Annotated in this window: 24 protein-coding genes; 12 read left to right on the top strand and 12 right to left on the bottom strand. The window is 38.4% G+C overall.

Annotated elements, in window-relative coordinates; genetic code table 11:
• Positions 1-362: 362 nt before the first annotated feature.
• Both IV512_RS02995 and IV512_RS02990 read left to right on the top strand, forming a co-directional pair.
• The gene (locus IV512_RS02995; RefSeq protein WP_209400457.1) at positions 363-1,751 is read left to right on the top strand and encodes a hypothetical protein; all 1,389 of its coding nucleotides are present in this window, start codon (positions 363-365) and stop codon (positions 1,749-1,751) included.
• Positions 1,752-1,757: 6 nt separating this feature from the next.
• The gene (locus tag IV512_RS02990) at positions 1,758-1,997 is read left to right on the top strand and encodes a hypothetical protein (protein WP_209400455.1); all 240 of its coding nucleotides are present in this window, start codon (positions 1,758-1,760) and stop codon (positions 1,995-1,997) included.
• Between the two features lie 360 nt (positions 1,998-2,357).
• Here IV512_RS02990 and IV512_RS02985 read toward each other — a convergent pair whose 3' ends face one another.
• The 3 genes from IV512_RS02985 to IV512_RS02975 are packed head-to-tail and all read right to left on the bottom strand — an operon-like array spanning position 2,358 to position 4,130.
• Complete coding sequence (locus IV512_RS02985; RefSeq protein ID WP_209400453.1) at positions 2,358-3,158, bottom strand: ImmA/IrrE family metallo-endopeptidase; 801 nt, start codon at positions 3,156-3,158, stop codon at positions 2,358-2,360.
• On the bottom strand, positions 3,142-3,540 hold the full coding sequence (locus tag IV512_RS02980; protein ID WP_209400451.1) for a hypothetical protein: 399 nt from the start codon (positions 3,538-3,540) through the stop codon (positions 3,142-3,144). Before IV512_RS02980 ends, IV512_RS02985 begins: the two co-directional genes overlap by 17 nt.
• Positions 3,516-4,130 (bottom strand): hypothetical protein, encoded by a 615-nt coding sequence (locus IV512_RS02975; RefSeq protein WP_209400449.1) that lies wholly within the window; start codon positions 4,128-4,130, stop codon positions 3,516-3,518. The genes IV512_RS02980 and IV512_RS02975 overlap by 25 nt, the downstream gene beginning before the upstream one ends.
• Positions 4,131-4,323: 193 nt before the next feature.
• Here IV512_RS02975 and IV512_RS02970 point away from each other — a divergent pair, with 193 nt between their 5' ends.
• The 4 genes from IV512_RS02970 (at position 4,324) to IV512_RS02955 (ending at position 6,862) form a co-directional block, all read left to right on the top strand.
• On the top strand, positions 4,324-4,497 hold the full coding sequence (locus IV512_RS02970) for a hypothetical protein (protein ID WP_209400447.1): 174 nt from the start codon (positions 4,324-4,326) through the stop codon (positions 4,495-4,497).
• A gap of 62 nt (positions 4,498-4,559) precedes the next feature.
• Positions 4,560-5,183, top strand: coding sequence for a hypothetical protein (locus IV512_RS02965; RefSeq protein WP_209400445.1), 624 nt, complete (start codon positions 4,560-4,562; stop codon positions 5,181-5,183).
• A 6-nt stretch (positions 5,184-5,189) separates the two neighbouring features.
• Positions 5,190-6,191 (top strand): cyclic GMP-AMP synthase DncV-like nucleotidyltransferase, encoded by a 1,002-nt coding sequence (locus IV512_RS02960; protein ID WP_209400443.1) that lies wholly within the window; start codon positions 5,190-5,192, stop codon positions 6,189-6,191.
• Entirely contained in the window at positions 6,188-6,862 is a 675-nt protein-coding gene (locus IV512_RS02955) for a hypothetical protein (protein ID WP_209400441.1), read from the top strand. Before IV512_RS02960 ends, IV512_RS02955 begins: the two co-directional genes overlap by 4 nt.
• 364 nt (positions 6,863-7,226) lie before the next feature.
• Here the strand turns inward: IV512_RS02955 and IV512_RS02950 are convergent, their stop codons facing one another.
• From IV512_RS02950 to IV512_RS02940, 3 genes are all read right to left on the bottom strand, one after another.
• Entirely contained in the window at positions 7,227-7,856 is a 630-nt protein-coding gene (locus IV512_RS02950; RefSeq protein WP_209400439.1) for a hypothetical protein, read from the bottom strand.
• A gap of 56 nt (positions 7,857-7,912) precedes the next feature.
• A complete protein-coding gene (locus IV512_RS02945) occupies positions 7,913-8,686 on the bottom strand; it encodes a DUF1080 domain-containing protein (RefSeq protein ID WP_209400437.1) in 774 nt (257 codons plus the stop codon).
• A gap of 157 nt (positions 8,687-8,843) precedes the next feature.
• Positions 8,844-9,869: a LacI family DNA-binding transcriptional regulator gene (locus IV512_RS02940; RefSeq protein WP_209400435.1), complete on the bottom strand. Its 1,026-nt coding sequence runs from the start codon at positions 9,867-9,869 to the stop codon at positions 8,844-8,846.
• A gap of 168 nt (positions 9,870-10,037) precedes the next feature.
• Between IV512_RS02940 and IV512_RS02935 the strand changes: the two genes are divergently transcribed.
• The 6 genes from IV512_RS02935 (at position 10,038) to IV512_RS02910 (ending at position 18,055) form a co-directional block, all read left to right on the top strand.
• Positions 10,038-12,668, top strand: coding sequence for a TonB-dependent receptor (locus tag IV512_RS02935; RefSeq protein WP_209400433.1), 2,631 nt, complete (start codon positions 10,038-10,040; stop codon positions 12,666-12,668).
• 87 nt (positions 12,669-12,755) lie between these two features.
• Entirely contained in the window at positions 12,756-13,121 is a 366-nt protein-coding gene (locus IV512_RS02930) for a glutaredoxin domain-containing protein (protein ID WP_209400431.1), read from the top strand.
• 10 nt (positions 13,122-13,131) lie between these two features.
• Positions 13,132-14,439 carry an MFS transporter gene (locus IV512_RS02925; protein WP_209400429.1) on the top strand — a complete coding sequence of 436 codons (1,308 nt, stop codon included), beginning with the start codon at positions 13,132-13,134 and terminating at the stop codon, positions 14,437-14,439.
• 10 nt (positions 14,440-14,449) lie between these two features.
• Positions 14,450-15,382: a PfkB family carbohydrate kinase gene (locus IV512_RS02920; protein ID WP_209400426.1), complete on the top strand. Its 933-nt coding sequence runs from the start codon at positions 14,450-14,452 to the stop codon at positions 15,380-15,382.
• A gap of 18 nt (positions 15,383-15,400) precedes the next feature.
• Positions 15,401-16,966, top strand: coding sequence for a sucrose phosphorylase (gene gtfA, locus IV512_RS02915; RefSeq protein ID WP_209400424.1), 1,566 nt, complete (start codon positions 15,401-15,403; stop codon positions 16,964-16,966).
• A gap of 222 nt (positions 16,967-17,188) precedes the next feature.
• On the top strand, positions 17,189-18,055 hold the full coding sequence (locus IV512_RS02910) for a DUF808 domain-containing protein (RefSeq protein ID WP_209400422.1): 867 nt from the start codon (positions 17,189-17,191) through the stop codon (positions 18,053-18,055).
• Positions 18,056-18,239: 184 nt separating this feature from the next.
• Here the strand turns inward: IV512_RS02910 and IV512_RS02905 are convergent, their stop codons facing one another.
• The 6 genes from IV512_RS02905 to IV512_RS02880 all read right to left on the bottom strand — a co-directional run bounded on the left by IV512_RS02905 (position 18,240) and on the right by IV512_RS02880 (position 23,433).
• Positions 18,240-18,707 (bottom strand): cupin domain-containing protein, encoded by a 468-nt coding sequence (locus tag IV512_RS02905; RefSeq protein ID WP_209400420.1) that lies wholly within the window; start codon positions 18,705-18,707, stop codon positions 18,240-18,242.
• Between the two features lie 16 nt (positions 18,708-18,723).
• Positions 18,724-19,440, bottom strand: coding sequence for a carboxymuconolactone decarboxylase family protein (locus tag IV512_RS02900; protein WP_209400418.1), 717 nt, complete (start codon positions 19,438-19,440; stop codon positions 18,724-18,726).
• A gap of 33 nt (positions 19,441-19,473) precedes the next feature.
• The gene (locus tag IV512_RS02895) at positions 19,474-21,747 is read right to left on the bottom strand and encodes a xanthine dehydrogenase family protein molybdopterin-binding subunit (protein ID WP_209400416.1); all 2,274 of its coding nucleotides are present in this window, start codon (positions 21,745-21,747) and stop codon (positions 19,474-19,476) included.
• 18 nt (positions 21,748-21,765) lie between these two features.
• Positions 21,766-22,233 (bottom strand): (2Fe-2S)-binding protein, encoded by a 468-nt coding sequence (locus IV512_RS02890; RefSeq protein WP_209400414.1) that lies wholly within the window; start codon positions 22,231-22,233, stop codon positions 21,766-21,768.
• 113 nt (positions 22,234-22,346) lie between these two features.
• Positions 22,347-22,790 (bottom strand): putative quinol monooxygenase, encoded by a 444-nt coding sequence (locus IV512_RS02885; protein WP_245224649.1) that lies wholly within the window; start codon positions 22,788-22,790, stop codon positions 22,347-22,349.
• 43 nt (positions 22,791-22,833) lie between these two features.
• Positions 22,834-23,433: a flavodoxin gene (locus IV512_RS02880; protein ID WP_209400413.1), complete on the bottom strand. Its 600-nt coding sequence runs from the start codon at positions 23,431-23,433 to the stop codon at positions 22,834-22,836.
• Between the last annotated feature and the right edge of the window lie 2 nt (positions 23,434-23,435).

The raw sequence follows: 23,435 nt of genomic DNA, 5'->3' as shown, positions 1-23,435 counted from the left end.
GAAGCCCTCATTTTCATGCTTTGTAGAGCAATCAAATCCATTGGCTTGAAAAATATTTCAGATTGAATGCCATTTGCCATTAGAATCTGTGACAACAAAATCAACTCCTTCCCGGTCATTTTCTTTTATTGAGAATCTTTTTATTTTTGAACGGGTTGACTTCATAAATATACAATTAAAGTTAAAAGCAAGCCTCACAATAGATATTAGATAAATTATAAAATAACTAACCTATTTAGGATTAATTTTTTAACTTAGAATTCTTAAGTATCTCCCCCTAAGTTTATTTTGTAAAAGTTTAATATAATCGTTGATTTCCCTCAAAACGCAATAGGTCATTTTTATTAATATTGTTCATTGGTATGGGAAAAAAATTACCAAAAATTGGGGCTACTATAATTTTACTTCTTGTCGGATTGAGCAGATGTACGGATAATGTTCTTATAAACGCATGTAAAAAATCTACAACAAAGAGCTTTAAAAAAATTCCGAAAAGTTTAAATAATAAAATAGATGATGCGGCTAAGGTTTCCGATAAATTTTTAGAAAGCACATATAAATCTGCTGACAATAGTAATTTCGAAAAGAGTGTTTTCGACAATGTTAATTTAACTCAAGGTGAAAAGAAACTCCTGATTAAATCAATTAAGAACTCCAATTCATATTCTTGGAAACACTTCAGTAAGGAAGTAAGCGGGTTTTTAAACGATATTGATGAATTAAGTAGTGATTTCGGTGCCGAAAGTACAATTACAAATGAATTTAAAAATAACTTTTTAAGGTTTAAAAATCTAAAATATGCGAAATATCGAATCGTTCCAGAAGATTTACGACACCTCCCCATTCAAAGTAATAAACATGAGTTATTTGGACTATTAAAGGGAATGTCACTAAATGAAAAACAAGCAAAAACTCTTTCAAAACTAACAAACAGAAGAATTACGGCTACCCCTAAAAGATATGAAAGTTATGTTCTTGTCAAATCAATAGACGAAAATTCCGTAATTATAAATACTACCCGAGGAACTAGACAGAATTCTCATACTAACCCTTTAAACGGGATTGGTCTTCAGAAAAATTCTAAGATTATATTAAATGCACCTTTAAGCAAAAAGTTAGTTCACTCTTTATCAAATAAAGGAGTGAAATTTATTAGAACTTACAAATCCTTCTTAACGGATATAGATGTTGAACCAGAGAAAATTAAGTTTATTTATGTCGCCTCTAAAAATAAAACGAAACTGAAATCATTGTTTAACATTTCTGATGAACAGACGAATGAGATATATAGAACAGTGGAAAAAATAGGTGAGAATAATTTTAATTTAATTGTTGAAAACGAAAATGAATTGATTTTTGCTCTGAACAAAGCAAAAAGAAACAAAGACTCACCAGTTGTCATTTTTAACAATGTAGACAATTCCTTATTTGGTCAACAACCTGCCCATTATGGTATTTCTGATTATATAACTTGTAACAGTCATAATCTAAAAAGCTTAGAGACCGGCGGTCACATTACGACAGATTTTGTGAATTTTGATGATATAGTTGAATCCATCAAAACCGCTAAATCTATGAATTTGTCAAATAGTGACGAGTTCTGGCTTGAAACAATAAATGAATACAATTTAAAATTAACGCAAAGATTAAAAACAAAATTAGTAGTTACGGCTATAGCCGGGGTTACAGGCGGAGGTGCCGTTGGCGGAAGTGGATTCTTAATTTATCATAATATTAAATCAAAAAAATAAATTATCATGGTTAAGTTATTTGGTACAACAGTCAAAGAGACATTAAATGCGATAAATCCGAATCCAGTACATTTAGGAGATAACAACCCGTCCTCCGCGAACGAAAATGATAAAATAAAAGCGATAGGGAGAATAATTGTAACAGTCGTGCTACTTGGATTCTCTATTTATCTTTCTCTTTATTCGGATAACTCGGAACTTGGTAGTACAATGATTGGAGGGATTATTGGTTACTGGCTCAAATAAACTCGCCTTAACCATTACCAAAAACAATTTTGAGAATAAGGAACCTTCTCATGATACTATTTCCCTGTATTCCTATTATCTGTATGTGGCATTTATAAATGACTTTAAATTTGAGGTTTACAGATAATTTTGGAAACAATGTACGGGTCGTTCGCTAAATTTTAGGATCCATTGTAACTCTTAAGACTTCATTAAGATAAAACAACCAATACAGACGTCAACAATTATGGTAACCAGCCCCCTAAAATTCTTAAAGCTCCTCTCCCCTATTGTTTTAGCCAAACCGACGAAGGAGGTTCATGAATACCTTTAAGAAATAATAAGCAAGCCATGAACTAAAATTCTCTTAGGCCAAAAAAACTAAGCTTCCCATATTATACTGATTATAGTTTTATACTGCATGGTAGGAATGCAATACTCCATAAAATCAGAATCTTCTTGATTTTCGTACAATTTAAACCAAGTGGAACGGTCTATTTCTTGAGCTTTTTCATCTCCTTTATAGATAAAATCATAATCGGAGTCAATATATTCTTTTGCAACGGAATCCTCGGGTGGAGAAAGCTTGGTAAGATCTTTTAGCCAACCTTTCAAATCTGGGGATTTTCTCCAATATCTTACTAATCCATCAGAAATGAAAACAACTAATAATGGAAACACATCTAAAGTTATTAATCTATAAACTACAGACGTTAAGCTGGTATGAAATCTATCAGATATTTCCTTTATTAAAGAAGGACTAAAAGGTTTATGCTTGATAAATTGACGAAAAACCTTTTCAGGCATTAATAATTCTGAAGCAAAATCATTCGCTTCAAATTCCTGTAATCCCCTTTTTGCTTGGTCTTCTACTTTGAACCAGTTTAGTGTTTTAGAATTGTCCGTGTGGATTTCCAATTTTTCATGTAAAAAATAATGTCCTAATTCGTGTGCAACTACGTAGCGTATTCTTTGTGGATAAGGTATTAACGAGTTTACTTTTATTATGGTCTTGGTTTTACCTCTTATGATTTTTCCATCGGCATTTTTTAAGGGTTCAGCAATAAAAAGTATACCAAAACCACTAACTAAATCTGAATTTGTAAGCTCTGTTATTTCATCAAAACCAATTTCATTTAGGACCTCTTTAGCCTTATTTTTCCCTTTACTGTTCGTTTTCAAGTAACTCAATTATTTCAATCAAATTTTGGTCTTTAATGATTTCTTTTATTTCATCGGAGCTTAACTTGTCCAAATTGTTATACTGCACTAACAATTGATTCTCTTTAATCAGGTTATTCAAATAAGCAATTGGTTTTTCTAGCCCCTTATTTATAGCTTCTTGAAATGATTCTGTTGCCTTAAGCAAAAGGTTTTCATTTTTTTCTTTGTATATAGATGAACGAAGTTTAAACTTTAATTGTTTAATCAGCTTGTTTTGACGCTGCCTATTATCATCTAAATTGACTCCATAATCAGATAAACTTTTGCGAATATCATTTATATCTCCAAAAAGATAGTTCTCGGTAAAACCTTTATCTACGATTTTTTTAAGCTTATCCATTTTTCTTTTAACTTAATAGTTTTTCTAGAAAGTCTTTTGACAGTATTATTTACTTCTGTGGTATCTATGTTACACAAGTCAGCTATTTCTTTTGGCTTATAATAACCAGCTAGCCAACATTCAAACACTTCTATTTCCAATTTGTCTGCTCCTTGTTCCCTCAATGATTTCAGAGCGTCTTCGCATATATCTTTAAAATCTATATCTGGAGGTTCATCTTCAGCTTCAACTTCATCTAGTTCAACAAAGTCATTTATTTCAATTAAGTATATTTCTTGCTCTGTGGTTTGCAAATTTCCCTCTTCATTCTTCTTATTTTTTTGTTTTCTAAAGAAGTTAAATAAATCACTTCTTAAAGATCCGAAAATAAAATTATCAAAAGAAGTCTTTTCCTTATCCCAATTTCTAACTCCTGTTGAAGCTTTGACTAGAACATTATAACAAAAATCAAGGTAATCAAACCCTTCTCGTTCTTTCTCAGATTTATTATAAAAACGAGTTCGGACGTAGTTCTCCATCCTATCCAAAAGTTCATTCAAATCAATGGAATCTAGGTGCTCAAGAATTTCTTTTTTACTCGCTAAAGCCATATTTCAATAGAATATGCTCATCCATATTAAAAAATATCCGCCCAAATGGCAAAAAAACAAAGTTCATGAGCATATACAATTGTAAGACAGTATAATAGATTACTCACTGTTTTGATTGGTAATGGCAAAATATGAAAAAATGTGAGCATATACTTATAATTAGATAAATATTAATCTTATAAAAAACAAAAAAGTGGCTAAAAATCCACCCATAGGAGACAACGCAAGAAAAGGAGCTGTAAAAGGCCGTTCCCAAGTATTAAACCCGAAAACAAAACTCTTTGTAAAGAGAGATACTGAAACGGGAAGATTTATGGATGTAAAAACTACTGGCGGCAAATTCAAAGGCGTTAGAAAAGAAAAGTAAGCTCAGGATTTCTAGAGCTTTATGTGAGAGTATTTATGATAATAACTGAAAATAATTAACCTATGGATAGATTTAATCTTAGATACTTGAAACCCGAAAGCTTTATTCCGTTGTGTATTGCGCTAGGACTACTCCTCTATTTTACTAATGTTTACATCTCCAGTCATTGGGGTATGTCTTTTTCCATATTTGCATTAACGTCGTTTTTATTCGCTTTAATAAACAAATACCTCTGGAATGTCAGACCATTTAGTTGGCTGTACAGTGTTCCCGATTTTTCTGGCACATATACAGGAACTTTGTTATTCGAGTTTACTGATGAAAAGTGTCAAAAAGTCAAAGATGAATTGGAACATATCAAAGTAATTACTCAGAATGGTTCGGACATAGTAGTTAATTCATGGACCAAAAGGAAAGATGGTACAATGTCCTCTTTGTCCAGAAGTATAGAGGCTAGCATAATAAAAGAAAAAGATGGAACCTTCTCCATACTCTACAATTATTTGAACGAGGGAAATTTTGAACTTGATTTTTGCCCGCATTTTGGAACCGAGATGCTAAAAGCGGTCGAGAATAAAGATGGAAAGCATTTAATAGGGAAATACTACACCGAAAGGCTTCCATATCAGACCAAAGGTAAAATAGACTTGAAATTTCAAAGTAAGAACACTAACCATATTAAATAATGAAAAATGGCAAATTGTAATGAACACTTTAAAGAGTTTAATGGGAAAATTAAGCTCACGGATTTTCGAAAAAAAGAATTAAAAAAATCAAGGAAAGACCTAAGAAAAAAAGTCAGAAATTGGTTCAAAGAAAATCAACCGGAAAATGAAAAGCCTAAATTTGACGGGCAGGGTTCTATGTCAACCGACACCATTGTGAACCCAATTCCGAGAAAAATAATAGTTGAAGGAACCGAAAAAACTATTTTGAAATATGATGTCGATGATGGTATCTACTTTATTGGCGATAAATCACCTAGTGATAGGCCCTCTACCGCAACATACCACTCGTGGATTTGTCAAGCGGTCGATGGCCATACTAGCACGCCCCCAATAGATAAAAATACTTGCGTAAGAACAGTATTTTCCGATGGTCATCATATTGATCAGCCAATATATTACAAGCAGGGCAACTCACCCGAATTGGCACATAAAAGAGATGGGTATATAAAAAGTGATCCACTTGAATATACAAATTGGTTCAATGATAAAGCTGATGAAACCCCACAACTTAGGCAATTAGTTAGATACGGCAAAAGCTGGATTGATTTTAGGCATTTTAGCAATTCTACCAAAAAGATGCCAAGCGGTCTCATTTTGACTATACTAATTACTGAGAACCTGGTTTCACGGAAGGATAGAGATGATATCGCCTTGAAGGAGACTCTTATTAATATCCAAGCTAAACTTGACGCCAGTTTTTCATGCTATCGTCCTACTACCCCTTCAGATGAAAATCTTTTGGAAGATTACAAGGACAAAGAGTATTTTTTACAATGCTTAAGCAATTTTATAAATGATTCGAAGGAGGCGCTTAAAGAGAAGAATTATAAAAAGTCGACAGAATATTGGAGAAATCATTTAGGAGATAGATTTCCATTAGGAGATGATAAGGACGATACTTCAAGCAGTTCGGGCGGCTTAGGGGCTATAATTCCTCCAACTACAAAACCATATCGCAAAGAATGATTAGTAGCCAATTTGAAAAAGATATTTTAGAAATACCCCAACATTATGATAAGTTAGAAGTAGTAACCCAGAATGGAGAGAAATTTCTTTCTGGAGAAATCGAAATTAAAGATGGGGAGGGAAAAATTTGGGAAACATATAGTGTGTTAATAAAAGGAAGTCGGCAATATCCTAATATGTTTCCAATTTTATTTGAAACTGGAAATGCATTTCCAAAGATTGCTGATTGGCATGTAAATATCGACGAATCATGCTGCATCGACGTACCGGAAAGTGAAATGATTATATGTAAAAAGGGACTACGTGTAAAAGAATTCATTAAAACATATGCGATTCCTTACCTAGCTAACCAAAAATATAGGGAATTGGAAGGCTACTATTTATATGGGGAATATTCTCATGGAATATTTGGCAAAATTGAATTCTACCAAAGTAAACTTAAAGCTAGTTCTCCTTTACAAATGGTACAAATGTTTGATTTCATTTTAAAAGGACGAATTTTAAATCGAACGGCTAAATGTCCTTTTTGTCATAAAAAGAAGTTTCGTAACTGTCATAAAAATGCATTCGAAGAACTATCTTTAATAAAACCATATATTTATTTTGATGGTAAGGAGCAATTAATTCCTTTCTTTAAACAAAATCCCAACTATATTTTACCCAAGCTGTAAACCAAATATCTTCGATTTCATTCCACACACATTACACTCCCCTCCTTCCGTCGGTTCGCATAATAAGTGTTCCATTACCTTTTAAGAGGAAACTTTTAGAAGAAAAATTTGAAGAAAGTGTAGTGAGGAAAACTTTGCTTTACCCAAGCAAAGTTACATAACGCAGAACATTATAGTACACGCGACAATATGGAAAGCCTGGTCGGCTTTTTATAGTGGCGGCGAGACCAGTGCGGCTGGCAATGCGTAAAACAGCGCAAAACTTCAGTATAGGAAAGATGTTCGTTTTCTTCGAGAAAGCAAAGAGATATTCATACCCCTTACGGGCTTGCAAACTTTCCTAAATGGAAGTTTAAATGATAAATTAGTTGGGTTCTATTACCTCTTGAATATATTCGGCGTTGGTAAAGATTCCATCGCGAATTTCCATAATTTCATTTGATTCAATGTCCAATAAATCCATACTGAAAGTACCCGATACCATTTGGTTCTCCTCATTGATCTCTATGATTTGAAAATGGTAAAATAGGTCTTCATTAAATTTTGCGGTTAAAAGAACTTCGTTCTCGGGTATTCTAACCAGACTATCTTCATATGCTCCAGAAATATTTAAATCTTCAAAATTCGATTCAGCGGAGCTGACAGTAATACCTTCAACAATAAAATCGGAATCGGCAGAAGAAAAACTTGTGCTGAATCCCCATCTCTCGAGGTCATCATTGGAATCGGCCCCAGAAATGCCAAAGGCATACTCCTTGCCGTTTTCAGTAGTAATTTCAATAAAAGCAGCAAAAGGCTTACCGGCACGAGTAGTTCTAGTTTCACCGTTTATGGTAAAAGAGAGCAAACTCTCATTCTCTACTTCTTCAACGATTTCTTCTTCTTTTGATGCTGCATCCAAGGGTTGTTCTTCTACATTTTCACTAGAGCAAGAAGCCAAGAACCATAATATGCAGGCAAAACTAGAAATGTATGTGGTTTTTAAACAAGACATTAAAGAAGATTTAGTTGTTACACATCATTAAAACCCATAAATATAAAACATTCAACCTACAACTCTCTCAACTTCATATTGCGAAACTTCGATTCAAAATACCAGTTCTGTAGGGCTATTTTACCTTTGGTGGCTTTTCCGAAATGGGGTCGGTCCTTAAAGTTGGATTGGGCTACCAATTTTGACCACTCGGGAGAATTGAAATCGGCTTCGGCGGTCTTTTTACCATTGAGGTAAAAGGTTATTTTGCCATCTTGCTGTACAATCTTGGTCTGGTTCCACTGCCCTACCGGGTTGGCTTCTACCTCCGTTATTTGCGGAGCAAGCCCCCAAAGGCATCCAGGTCTTTTAAGAGGGGTTTTGGTATCCATATGGGAAGGCTCCAACAATTGGTATTCCGGTCCCGTTTCATAAGTGGTCTTAAATTGGGGAGTCTCCTGTACATTCACAAAAACCCCACCATTGCCTCTCAGGCCCATTTGCCATTCAAAAACAAGTTCGTAGTTCTCATAATCGGTATCGGTCACCAAATCACCATATACCCTGCTTTCATCCGTTGCATTACAGAAAATAAATCCATCCCGTACTTCCCAAGCAGAAAGTTGGGTAGAATCCGGATTGTTGAACAGGTGCCATCCGTTAAGGGTTTCCCCATCAAAAAGTAACTTCCACCCCTGCTCTTTTTCAATAGCCAACAGTTGGTTGTGTACCTTGTTCTTTGCAGCCAGTTCTTTGGAGCGTTTTAATTCAAAGTTCTTCTTTTTCTCATCTTTACAGGAAACGCTGATGAACAAACAGAGCAATAGCATAAAAGGGAAGTTTCGTAACATACAATTGGCTTAGGTCGTTTGATTGTAGGAACAGTTGAAGTTCTACTCTCAAAATTTCCCTAAATATATTAAGTTTATCAAAAACAGACCGTACCTAAATACCGAGGCTATAACCGTTGAAGTACTAGGGGAAACATATATAACTTAGAATCAGCCCTTATTTGGTAGATTCTCTTTTTATCAATTCCGTTTCAAGGGTAATTACCTTGGGAGCAATGGGTTTGTTCTTTTTAATGGCCTTAATTTCCCTATACAACCTTTTAAAGGCGGCTTTGCCCATTTGTACTCCTGGCTGGTTGATCGTAGTTAAAGTTGGAGATATAACTGAAGACATGAACCAGTTGCTAAAGCCAACTATGGCAATATCTTCCGGAACGTTTACGCCCTGCTTGTTAAATTCGGTCATGGCCCCAATGGCCACCAAATCGGTATTGATAAAGATACCGTCCACATCATTATGATCTTTTAAAAGTTGCCGGGCATTTTCCTGTCCCTCTTCAAAGCTTCGGTCGTCACATTCACATATATACACCAAAGAGGGATCGTACGGTAGCCCATTGTCTAACAAGGCCTTTTTATACCCTAAAAATCGGTCGATAGAATTTTGTGGTAAAAGCGCGCCCCTAAAATGCGCAATGCGTGTACAGCGGGTATCTATCAAATGCTGGGTGGCGAGATAAGCGGCCTTTCTATCATCTATGACCACCTTTGAACAGGGAACGATCTTAGCGATCTTATCGAACATAACCAGGGGTTTCCCCATTTCTAAAACGTGCTTTAAATGCGTAAAATCTGCAGTGCCGTTGGCCAAGGATATGATGATGCCATCTACTCGCTGATTCAATAAAAGATCGATCTGTTTTTTTTCCAGTTCGTAAGATTCATTGGACTGAAGGATGATGACCAGGTATCCCTTTTTTTCTGCCTGCGCCACAATACCTTTAATGACATTGGAGAAGAAGTGATGAACAATTACCGGTATGACCAAACCTATGGTCTTAGATTCTCTGGTACGCAGATTGACCGCAAAAGTATTGGGTTTATAGTTTAAGGTTCTTGCAAGTTCTTTTACCAAAGCCTTGGTCTTCTTACTTACATCAGGATAGTCTTTAAGAGCTTTTGATACAGTAGCAACGGAAATATTCAATTCTTCAGCTATCTGCTTTAGGGTTACGGGATTCATAAAAATCGGATTATAAAGTTCAATTTAAACTAAAAAATAGAAATCGAAATGGTTTTCGGTGATTTCGAAAACCATTTCGATTCTTTTATTCACAATTTGAATGCACTATAAAAATAGATTCGTGAAGAATTAAGTATTGAAATTATTGAATAATTAAAATGAAGACCAATGAGTTTAATTAAAAACAATGCGATTTTATTGATTTTGTTATTGCTTTCGGGGGGTGTGGCAACTGCACAATCTATATCCGGTACGGTAACAGACGAGGCAGAAGTGCCCTTGGGCGGAGTAAACATTATTATAGACGGTACTACCAACGGTACGGTTACCGATTTTGACGGTAATTATTCCATAACCGATTTAGAGGATGGTACCTATACCTTGACCGCTTCTTACCTAGGGTTTAAAAAGATGTCTAAAACCATTGAAATCAATGGCGCCGACCAAACCTTGAATTTCAGTATGCAAGAAGATGCGGAATCTCTTGACGAAGTAGTGATTACCGGGGTGGTCAACCCCAAATCAAAGTTAGAATCGAGTATCTCGGTTTCTACGATGGGTGCCAAGCGAATTGAAAATGCGGCGCCTAGAAGTGCGGGTGAACTTTTTAGAAACATACCGGGTATTCGTGCAGAATCTTCAGGTGGTGAAGGTAACGCTAACTTTAACGTTCGTGGGGTGCCTGTATCTTCTGGTGGTTCTAGGTATTTTCAGATTCAGGAAGATGGACTACCTCTCAACTTATTCGGTGATACCTCTTTCGGAAATGCCGATAACTTCTTGCGAATCGATTCCAATATTGGCCGAGTAGAGGCCATTCGAGGGGGGTCTGCATCGACTCAAACTTCTAACGGACCTGCCGGTATCATCAACATGATCAGTAAGACTGGTAAAACTGAAGGAGGTTCATTGGCAACAACCTTCGGATTGGATTATCAAACCAGTAGACTTGATTTTGAATATGGTTCTCCCATCGGTAACGGACTCACCTTTCATATGGGAGGTTTTATGAGAACCGGTGAAGGACCAAGGGATATCGGGTACCAAGGAAACAAAGGTGGGCAGTTCAAAGCGAACATCACCAAAGAATTCAATAGCGGCTACGTGCGTGTTTATGCCAAATTCTTGAATGATAGATCGGTCATGTACCTACCTATGCCTATGTTGTTGGAAGGGAACAATGACGACCCTACCTACTCCAATTTACCTGGTTTCGATATTACCGGAGACGCAACCCAATCGGCCTACTTACAGCAAAGTGCGGGAACCAATCCTTTTGATGGTGGCGGTAGACATGTGAACGATGTTAGAAATGGTAACAACCCTATTTCTAAAGCATTGGGTGCAGAATTTTCATTTGATTTAGGTAACGATTGGAAAATAGCCGGAAAGGCAAGATACTCAAATAATAGCGGGCAATGGGTAGCTCCGTTCACCGCCGCTGTGGGCACGGTGGCCGAAATTGATGCTACGGCAAGGGCTGCCGCCGGAGCCGGAACTGAGGCCTTGGTATATTCCGATGGAGCTAGGGAGGCATTTAATCCGGAAAACGGATTGGCACAGATCATACACATGTTCGATGTTACCGTAGATGATTTGAGCAATTTCTTTAGCGATACAAAGATTACCAAAAAGCTAGGTGATAATATTGGGCTTACCGCTGGTTTGTTTACGGCAACGCAGAACACCAAAATAGGATGGCAATGGAGCTCTTTTATCTCTGAGGTCAAGGGAGATGGAGAAGCCAGATTGGCTGATTTTGACGGATTTTCAAGAAATGGACAATATTCCTACGGAACCCCGGTCTGGGGCAACTGCTGCCAGCGTAAATACAATACGGTACATAACGTGAACTCTCCTTATGTTGGTATCGATGCCGGTATTACCGAAAAATTGAACTTTGATGGTAGTGTACGTTTTGAGAACGTAAATGTTAACGGAACAATTCAAGCTGGTCCAACTAGTCAAGGTTCTTATGACTATGATGGTGATGGTGTTATTCAAGGAATTGAACAAGTTGTACCCATAATTGCTGGTAATGCAGGACAAATCGTTAATGATAGCTACAATTTTGTATCCTACTCCGCAGGTCTTAACTATAAAATCAACGATGGTGCGGCGGTATTTACAAGATATAGTAAAGGTGCATCAGGTAGGGCTGCCGATAGAAATACCTATGGTGCAGATGGTTTGGCCGATGTTCAATTCGACGAGCTTTCGCAACTTGAAGTAGGTGTCAAGAAAAGACTTAATAACGGAAGTCTCAATCTTACCGGTTTTATAAGTAATACTGATGAAGGTATTAGCAATGAATTGAATAGAACGGTAGGCAATCCGTTTAAGGCCCTGGGTATTGAAGCGGAAACCGCTCTAGCCTTTGGAGAGAACTTTTCCGTGAACGGTTCCCTCACTTGGACCAAAGCTGAAATCGATGGTGGAGACAATGAAGGTAACACGCCTAGAAGACAAGCAGATTTTGTGTATAACCTTTCTCCTTCCTACAACTTTGGAGCTACCAAGCAACATGCAGTTGTGTTGAGCGTATTGGGTACCTCTAAGTCGTATGCCCAAGATGACAATGATTTGGTCATACCTGGCTATGCATACTTTAACCTTATTGGAAGGGCAGGATTGACCAAAGGACTTTCATTGGTATTGAGTGTGAACAACCTTTTTGATACCGTTGGTATAACAGAGGTAGAAGGAAATGGTGACGGTGCTTTTGGTGCAGACCGTTTGGTAAGGGCAAGATCGATCAGTGGTAGATCTTCCACTTTATCGCTACAATACAAGTTCTAAATAATATAGCGTTTAAGTTTTGTTGATGAAAAGAGTTGGGAATTGTTAAAGGACCAACTCTTTTTTCTTAAACATGAAAGATTAAAGATGAAAGATTTTCTAATTACCTGTTGCTTGACCCTATTTTTAAGTGTAAGCTGTTTAGGCCAAGAGGTGACACTTGATAATGAACAGGATTCAACATCAAAAACAAATGCTGAAAGCATTATTATCTATGGAAGTGATACCTGCCACTTTTGTTTAGACACCAAGTCGTTTCTTACCAGCAAACAAATAGAGTTCACATACTATGACGTAGATATAAACATTGTAAAACAACGGGAAATGTTGATCAAGGTTCAAAAAGCAGGATTATCAACCGATCAAATAGCGTTACCGGTGATTGATAAAAATGGACAACTATTTATGAACGATAGCGATTTTGAGGCCTTCTTAAATAAGATTGCAAACTAGACCTTAAACGATGCTTAAAAAACCTAAACTTAGTTTTTGGCAGATACTGAACATGAATGTCGGCTTTTTTGGCATTCAATACAGCTTTGGTCTTCAGCAAAGTGCAGTTACACCTATTTACGACTTTCTAGGGGCAAGTCCGGATCAAATTCCCATTTTACACCTTGCAGGTCCGGTGACAGGTCTATTGGTGCAACCCATTATTGGCGCCCTTAGTGATAAAACATGGAGTCCAAAATTTGGTAGGCGAAAGCCTTATTTTCTTATTGGCGCCATTCTATGTAGCCTCACCTTATTTGCATTCCCATATAGCAGCACTCTTTGGATGGCGGCCGGTCTATTATGGATTTTAGACGTAGGAAATAACACGGCCATGGAGCCTTATAGAGCCCTTATAGCCGATAAGCTGGATATAGAACAGCAGCCTTTGGGCTTTCAGATGCAAAGTTTTTTTACGGGATTGGGCCAGGTACTTGCCAATGTATCGCTGTTTATATTCCCACTTATTATTATTGGCACTACAGGTTCTCTACCCACTTGGGTATACGCCTCCTTTTTCCTAGGTGCCGTCTGCTCTATAGCCACCATATTGTGGAGCATGAGCAAGACCAAAGAAATACCACCAACAGCAGAAGAATTAAAACGTATTAGGGAGAGCAAGAGTATTTTGGAGCCTTTGATAGAAATTTTTAGGGCAGTTAAGGAAATGCCCAAAGTAATGTGGCAATTGGCCTTGGTTTACCTTTTTCAATGGTATGCCCTATTCTGCTATTGGCAAAACTCATCTAAAAGTGTGGCCCTATCCGTTTGGAAGGCTACCCCTGAAAATACCCAGGCTTATAGTGAAGCGGTAAGTTGGACAGGTTTGGTAAATGGGTGGTATAACGTTGTTACTTTTTTGGTAGCATTCGCCCTAGTTGGTTTAGCCAAAAAATATAGCGCAAAAAAGGTACATGCCTTTTGCCTTGTCATTGCCGCCGTTGGGTTTTTGGCATTTCCGCATATAGAAAATAAAAACCTGCTATTCTTTGCTATAACAGGTTTTGGTATTGGTTGGGCAAGTATGATGGGTATTCCCTACCTTATGGTAGTAGCCGCTATACCCAAAGAACGTTATGGCGTTTATATGGGTATTATCAATATGATGATCGTGATACCCATGATCATACAAACATTGTCTTTTGGCTTTATTTTGAAGAACATGCTAGACAATGACCCTAGAAATGCCATTACTTTTTCAGGTGTACTGTTGCTCATAAGCGCGGTCTGTACGCTTTTGATCAAAGAAAACAAAAAAAATTATAGTTCCTTATTTTAAAAAAGTAAAAGTGTTGAGCAACAAGATAGATATTTTAAGTGTAGGAGAGGTCCTTATTGATTTTATTGGTCACCAACAGGGCGTACTTATAAATAATACCAGAGATTACCATAGATACTTAGGAGGTTCAGCTACCAATGTGGCCATGAATTGTGCCCGATTAGGCCTTCGTTCTTCATTGGTGGCCACTGTAGGAAACGATGGTTTTGGAGAATATATAATCAAGAGACTGGATGAGGCCCAAATCGAAACGGATAATATTTGTGAGCTGGAGGAAGCATCTACCAGTGTAATCTTTGTATCCCGGTCGGAAAGCACTCCCGATTTTATCCCTTACAGACAAGCAGATAATTGCATTGTAGATTCGCAAATAACCAAAGAAACACTCTCCAATACTAGAATATACCACACGACCTGCTTTGCCCTAAGCAAAGAACCGGCCCAGAGCACCATTTTAAAAAAAGCCAAGGAAGCCTTTGACCTCGGTTGTAAATTGAGCATTGATGTAAATTATGCCAAAAAGCTGTGGTCTAGCCAACAACAGGCGCTTCAGGTCATAAAAGCGTATTGTAAATTCAATCCGCTTATAAAGATTAGTGAAGATGATATGCTGCGCTTGTTTGAAAAAAAACTGCCCCACAATGAAATTTTCGAGTTCTTTCATTCAGAAGGAGCGGAAATTGTTTGTTTAACTCTGGGGAGTAAAGGCGTAAAACTGTCACAAAAAGAGAAAGAAATTATAACATTACCTGCAATTAAAGTAGAAAAAGTACAAGATACTACCGGAGCGGGAGATGCGTTTTGGTCCGGTTTTCTTTTCGCCTATATTAAAGAAAAAACAATCGAAGAATGTCTTGAAGTGGCATTGAAGTTGGCAGCCTTAAAATTACAGAATGTTGGGCGATTGCCAGATAATATCGATATTTTGTCAAAACTATTATAACCATTGTCAAGCACAGTTATGAAACCAAACAATACTATTTTAAATGGCGTAATGTTCAATGCCTACCCAGACAGTATCGGTAGTAATCTTAGCGATACGGTTACCATGCTTAGAATGCCCGAGTTTAAAGAGGTATTTTCCTTATTTTATGTGTTACCTACCTTTTTTAATAGTGACCTCGATAGAGGTTTTTCGATTATTGACTATAACATTAACGAAGAACTAGTTTCTAAAGATGATTTAAAGGCTTTAGAAGAACTGGGCATTATGTTGAAGTTCGATATTGTTCTTAACCATTTATCGGTGGCATCACCACAATTCAAAGACTTGATTCAAAATGGGGAACACTCTAAATACAAAGATTTTTTTATCAATTGGAATACTTTCTGGAAAGGTCACGGAGAATTGAACGATAAGGGCATAATCATACCAAAGAAAGAGTATTTAGATAAACTCTTCATGAGAAAAGCAGGATTGCCCATTTTGAATGTTCCTTTCCCCGACGGTAGCCAACAACCCTATTGGAATACCTTTTATCAAAAAATAGATAATGAGAACAATAGTATTTTGGGCCAGATGGATGTTAATGCCAAGTCTCAATTAGTTTGGGACTTTTATGAAGAAACATTGGCCAAGGTAAAAAGCTATGGCTGTTCTATTCTGCGTTTAGATGCTTTTGCCTATTTGCATAAAGAGATCGGTAAATCAAACTTTTTTAATAAACCCGGTACGTGGGATTATTTAAAGAGGATCAACCAAATAGCAACGAAAAATGGATTGACCCTTTTGCCGGAAATACATGCCGAGTATGGTCTTCATTTACATGATGAAGTAGCGGATGAAGGGTATCAGATATATGATTTTTTCCTGCCCGGATTAATGATACACACTTTGGAAACTTCAGACCATAGTGCACTGTTCACTTGGGCAAGGGAGATTGTAGAAAAGGGATATAGAACGGTAAATATGTTGGGCTGCCATGACGGTATACCGGTCTTGGATCTAAAAGGAAAGGAAATCTCCGGAACATACCAAAAAGGCCTGCTAAAAGATAAGGAGATTGAAACCATAATGAGCACTATTATGGAGAGAGGAGGTCGGGTAAAGAATCTATATGGGCCATCAGGGGAAAAAATATCCTATTACCAAGTAAACGCCACATTTTTCAGTGCTTTGGGCGAAAACGAGCAAAAGTTGCTATTGGCCAGGGCCATTCAAATGTTTATGCCAGGTATACCCCAAGTTTGGTATTTGGATATTTTTGCAGGTAAGAATGATTATGATGCTGCGGATAATGCGGGCAGTGGCGGACATAAAGAAATCAACAGAACTACATTGACCATGGAAGCGGTAACCGCTGGACTTCAAAAGAAAATCGTTCTAAACCAGCTAAATATCATGAGATTGCGTAATACATGTGATGCGTTCAATGGCAGCATGAAAATTAATGATTCCGCTAAAAATGAAATAGATATTATTTGGGAGAATGGCAGCGATTTCGCACATTTAAAAGCCAATTTAAATACTTTTAAATTTTCAATACGATATACTCAAGCCGGTAGCACTAAGCAAACGGTATACTAAGTAACGCTAACACTACTAAATTGATGGGCATACAGAACAGAAAGTATCTCTAAAGTAAAATGTCTACGCGCAATAGTACTAAATAAGTAAGGTTTCTACTATTGGAGAGTGTCTGGGCATTATTTTAGAGTTTACCAATTTTCATGAAAATACGTTCATTTTTTAGCTAATTGAATACTTCAATCTAAAAGGCATATTCTATTTTTGCCCAAAATTAATTATATGGCTTCCGGGTTTTTCGCAATTTTAGATGATGTAGCAACCTTGTTAGATGATGTTGCTTCAATGAGCAAAATAGCCACCAAGAAAACCGCAGGAATCTTAGGTGATGATTTGGCGGTAAATGCGGAGAAAGCTTCCGGCTTTGTATCTAAAAGAGAACTACCGGTACTATGGGCCATTACCAAAGGCTCTTTGCTCAACAAAATCATTATTTTACCCGTTGCTTTTCTCTTAAGTGCCTTTTTGCCAGTGGCTGTAACCATTATCCTCATTCTTGGTGGACTCTACCTGGCCTATGAAGGTGCCGAAAAAATCTATGAGTATTTTGTGCCGCATGACCATGAGCAACCACATGCCAAAACCGAAGCGCCATCCAAAGAAGATATTCTGGAACTTGAAAAGGAAAAGATAAAATCTGCCATTCTTACGGATTTTATACTTTCGGTTGAAATTGTAATCATAGCCTTGGGTACTGTTATTGAAGCACCTTTGGTCAATCAGATCATGGTAGTATCTGTGGTGGCCCTGTTGGCTACCGTAGGTGTATATGGGATCGTTGCCCTAATTGTTCGCATGGATGAATTCGGGGTCAAACTGATCAACCTCAATGAAGAAGATAACAGCTTTTCAGATAAGGTGGGACGTTTTTTTGTGAATGCCCTTCCCATAGTAATAAAATCGTTGGGGTTTATTGGTACCATAGCCCTATTACTGGTTTCCGGCGGAATCTTTTCACACAATGTTCCTTTTTTACATCACTTGTTTCCCTCTTTACCTGCTATGTTGGTGGAGTTTCTATTGGGTCTTGTTGTGGGCTTTGTTGTATTACTTATAGTTAAAGGCGTTAAAAAAATCTTCCAGAAATAAGGCTATTAGTAGGTGTTTTAATCCTTACGTAGCCTGTAAATAGGCCTCGCTTCGTCTAGCCGACAACAATTTACTGCGTGGGTCACACCTATTTGCTTGCGCATTTCACCAAAAATTTTCTTAGGGCCTAAAGTTTGTCTCAAAAACCAACATTTTAATAAACTAAATTTGAATAGCGTATTGTTCAGTTGCCATTATATACTTTATCCGTAACGGGCTGAAACCACTGTGCAGGTCCTTTCTCCCGGTCGGATATGGCAATATGTGCAAATTCCGAATTGGAGCTTGCCCCATGCCAATGTTTTATGTTGGGTAAGCATTTTATAGTTTCGCCTTGGCGAAGCACGCGTTTACTTTCTCCTTCTTCTTGGTAATAGCCTTCACCTTTGGTAGCAATGAGAATTTGCCCAGTGGGATGCGAATGCCAATTGGTTCGTGCCCCAGGTTCAAAAGTGACCAAACCCGCGTACATGGCATTTAAACTATCCGGTGTGGCCAACATATATAGCCAGGCGGTGCCCGTAAATTTATCATTGGTGATTTTTTCGCCTTTCGAAAATAGGGCAGCATCCTCATGAATTTCTTTTGGCTCATAACAACCCATTAAAAGGGCCAACATAAAAAATGTCATATAAAGGGGTGGTATCTTCATCTCGGCATCAGTATTCTTATCGATTGTCAAGTACTTTATAAAGTACCGTTTTGGCTGTCTTATTACTTTCTTCAGTTGTAGTTTCATCTAAAATCTTGATGAATTCATGCAATTGACCGGGCTGCCAGCCCACATTTAAACATAGGTTGAAATGGCTTGCAAGCATAGGCTCTAAATTACCTAAACTGGCTATTACGGAAATGGTGAGCAGTTCACGCTCTTTATGGTTGAGTACATCACGCTCAAAAATATCTGCGAACAAATGTTCTTTTAAGAAACGGTCCATTTCCGGTGAAAATTCTTGATAGGCAGGTTTTGGGCCATCCAATGAGCGGCCTACCAAGGTTTCCAAGATTTCCTTTCCGCGTTCATACTTACTGCGCGTATCGGTAATTGGAGATGCTTCAACTCCCCTCTCGTCCATTTTTCCGGTATTCTTCCGGTCTTCCAATACTTGTAAAAGGGTCTGTAAACCGCGTATACTTCTGGGAAAACCGGCGTAAGCATACAGATGCACCAAAACCTCCTTGGTTTGGTTAATGGTTAATCCGTTGTTTAGCCCATCGTTCAAAGCCGTTTTCAATCGTAACAAATCACCTTGCGCCGTATAACTCGCAATTTTTATGATGCTTTTTTCCTGTGAGGATAAGGAATCTTTAGTGCTGCTTAAGTCTTGAGCTCCTAAGAAATTACCAAATACCAGTAACAAATAAAACATCAACCTTACTTTCATACTCTAATTTAAAATGTGTGCAGTCTCTGATGGCTAGCCTATAATTTGTTTTTCGGTAACAAAAGGCTGTCGATAATGCCGTTGTCCCGTCGCCTTATAAAGCGCATTGGCCAAGGCTCCAAAAATCGGTGGAAAGGGTGGTTCTCCCAATCCTGTTGGGTCGATTTCGTTCTGTACAAAATGCACCTCAATCGTTTTTGGTGCCTCGCTGAACCTGATCATACGATAGGTGTCAAAGTTTTTATGGTCGGGCACTCCATTCGTGAATGACATTTCACCGAACATGGCGTTCCCAATACCATCTACAATACCACCTTCGGCCATATTGGTCGCAAAATCGGGGTTTATGACAATACCACAATCAATCGCGGCCGTTACTTTTTCCATTTTTGGCATTTCACCTTCCATAGACAATTCCAAGACTTGCGCCACATAACTGTTGTGGCAAAAATAGGCGGAAACCCCTCTATGTATTCCTGGTTTTTCGCTCTGGTTCCAACCCGATTTCTCCTTGACCAATTTCAGCACACCGGCATAACGCTCAGCCTCGTAGTCGTTGTTCTCGCCTACGGGGTTTTTCATGGCCCTATCGAGCAGTTCTAACCTAAAATCAATAGGGTCTTTGCCCATGGTCTCTGCTAGCTCATCTAAAAAGGATTGTTCGGCACCGGCAATAAAGTTGGAACGTGGTGCCCTGAATGCTCCTATGGTTATATTAGATTCCAAAGCCCATCCCTCGGCCAAATAATTATCGATAGCTCCAGCAGGAAAACGGTTGGCCGCGACGGGATGCTCCGGTATACCACCCCCACGTACATGAAAACCGATGACATTATTATCCTTGTCCAAGGCAGCCCTGTAGGTTGCTGTATAGGTCGGTCTGTAGATACCATAGCTCATATCATCTTCACGAGTATAGACCAATTTTACGGGAGCATTTATTTTTTGGGAGATTACCGCTGCTTCTACCAAATGGTGGCCATAAGCCCTCTGACCAAAACCGCCCCCCATTCGGGTCAGGTTTACATGAATGTTTTCCTCAGGAAGTCCTAACCTAGCGGCCAGGGTGCCAGAAATAAGCTCAGGAGCTTGAATCGGTGCGTGAAGTACGGCCTCATTTTCGGTCACGTCGGCAAAGCAGTTGACGGGCTCCATACAGTTATGGGCCAAATAGGGTGCCGTATAAGTTCGTTCTAGAATCTTCTCCGCATTTTGGAACGCCTCTTCCGGATTACCGTCCCTTCTAAGAACATTCCCTCTTTTCAAAGACATCTCCTGCATTTTTGCATTATGTTTCTCGGTACTTTCAAGCCCAGCGGGCACTTTAATCGTGGTTTTACCTCGAAAACCGGCCATTACAAATTCAGAATCCGAAATTTCTTCCCATTCCATACGTAGGGCTTTTTTTGCCTGCATTACTTCCCATGTACTGTTTCCTACCACAACGGCTATTTTGGTATGGGTAGTGGTATCAAAAAAGTTGCGCTCATAATCATCCTGTAAAGTTTGTATGGTAAATACATCTTTGATGCCGGGCATAGATTTGGCGACCGAGTCATCTACGGATTTAATTTTCATACCAAAAGGTGGAAGGGCAATCATGGCGACCAACATGCCATCCTCTTGCAAATCCATAGTAAAAAGTGGTTTTCCTGTGATAATATTTTTGGTATCCACATTTTTTTTGGAAACACCGACTATTTTAAAGTCGCTCACATCTTTTAAAGGTACATCTTGCTCCTCGGGTAGGGTAATGTCTTTGGCCAAAGAAGCCAATTCACCGTAACCTATTTCTTGCTCAGTCGTTTTATGATAGACCGTTCCGTTATTTGTGGTCAATTCTGAAACGGGTACGTTCCACTTTTGGGACGCTGCCATAAGCAACATTTGGCGTGCGGTGGCACCAGCTAACCGAAGCCCTGGCCACCCTGTGCGAACGCCCTGACTACCTCCCGTAAATTGGCGATCGAATTTTTCAGGATGGAAATTCGCCTGTTCTATCAAGACCATTTTCCAATCTACATCCAATTCCTCGGCCAATATCATGGGCAATGATGTTTTTACATTGGAACCGAATTCCGGATTGGGTGCCATCAAAGTCACCGCACCATTTTCTCCAATTTTGATATAGCTATTAAACTCTGACCATTCCTTTGGCATTTCCAAGGCCATCTCCATTTCCTTTTCAGGTACTGCCTTGGGCTTACAGGAATTCAACCAACTGAAACCAATGATCAATCCTCCACTGGCCAAACCAGTATTTTTTAGAAATGCTCTTCTCCCTATTTGTGTTTTTACGTGTGTCATGGTGCTATATTTTTTGAATTAGGAGTCTGCTTCGATTGTTGCCGCCATTTTTACTGCTTTTTTTATTCGAGTATAGGTGCCACAGCGACAGATATTGCCGTTCATGGCGGTTTCGATTTCTGGGTCAGAAGGATTCGGATTCTGTTTCAACAAGGCCGAGGCGGTCATGATCTGTCCCGCTTGGCAATAGCCACATTGGGGAACATCGACCTCTAACCATGCTTTTTGTACGGGATGGTCGGCATTTTCCGATAGTCCCTCGATGGTCGTGATTTTCTGTTCGCCTACCACTGAAACCGGTAATTGACAAGATCGTACGGCATTGTCTCCTAAATGAACGGTACATGCCCCACATTGTGCAATACCGCAACCATATTTGGTACCGACCAATTTGAGGTGGTCTCGCAATACCCAGAGCATGGGTGTATTAGGATCAACATCTACCTCCTTATTTTTTCCGTTGATGTTTAGTGTGAAGTTTGCCATGATGTTTTTGTTTATAGAGACTGCTTTAAAGTTACTGATTTAATGAGATTTAGGATATTATAATCCGATACTGTTCTGTTAATTTATGTTGTTTCAATGCTATTAGTACAACTTCATTGCATATTTATCTTCTTGAAGATGGTAGCCATAGTCTTTTTGTCAATCGCCTCCATATCAACTAATCGCAATGATTTTACCATAGGGAGCGTGGACTTTTTATAATGTCTGAAATGAGGGGTAAGCAGATGCGATTCGTAAGCGGCTTTGTCTACATAGATTTCCAACAATCGAATTTGGGCCGGATTTTCTTTTTCGAACATGGGATATATACAGATGACACCGGGCTCTAAGCGGACAGAGGCTGCTGCTTCCTCTTTTAAAATAGAAATATATTCATCAAGGTAATCCGCTTCCACTTCAACTTCGGCGATACGTACCATCATATTTTCCAAGAGGTTTTCATCACCATAAGGCCCTTTTTCCTGTGCAAAAGTCATAGCGAAAATCATACTATAAATTGCCGTCAACCAAACTCTATGTAACCCAAGATCTATCATGTTTTCGTTGTTATCGAATTCTGCTTCTTTAATGTGCGGTATTTTAATTCTTTACAACCATTATTCGATGCAGCCATTTTTGTACTGCCTCCCTGACCTCTATTTCGCGTTTTCCTACCATCACAAAATAAATTCCATCCCTTTCCACTCCCCCCTTAACCGAGAATTCATCTAGAATGGTACTATCGGGGCTTAGTTTCTGAATTGTTTTTAAACTACTGCCCAATCCGTAACCAGCATTGGTATTAAATGGAATTATTGCCTTTCCTTCCAAGTCATTTTCAGTTAAAAAACTTTTCATGGGCGGCGGCAGTTGCATGCCCCAAGTCGGAAACCCAAAGAAGATAGTATCATATTGACCCATATCTACCTTCGTTTTTAAAGGAGGTAAAAATCCACTTGCATTTTCCTCTGCTACTTGTCTTACCATGGTATCATAGTTCTCTGGATAGGGATTCTGCAATTCTACCGCTACCAAATCACCGCCGAACTCATTGTGTATCATCTCTGCAACAGCCTTGGTGTTATTGGTGCGCGACAAATAAACAATCAAGATGCTATTCGATGTTTGCCGCTGTTCAGTACCCGCCCCGTTTTGGAAACAGAAAGAAAAAAGGATGAAAAACAGCAACGATTTATTCATTT

This window comes from Pseudozobellia sp. WGM2, assembly GCF_017810075.1.
In the GTDB taxonomy this organism is placed as follows: Bacteria; Bacteroidota; Bacteroidia; order Flavobacteriales; family Flavobacteriaceae; genus JADNYK01.
The sequence above is the reverse complement of the archived record's forward strand: the minus strand, read 5'-3'. Positions and strand labels throughout refer to the sequence as shown.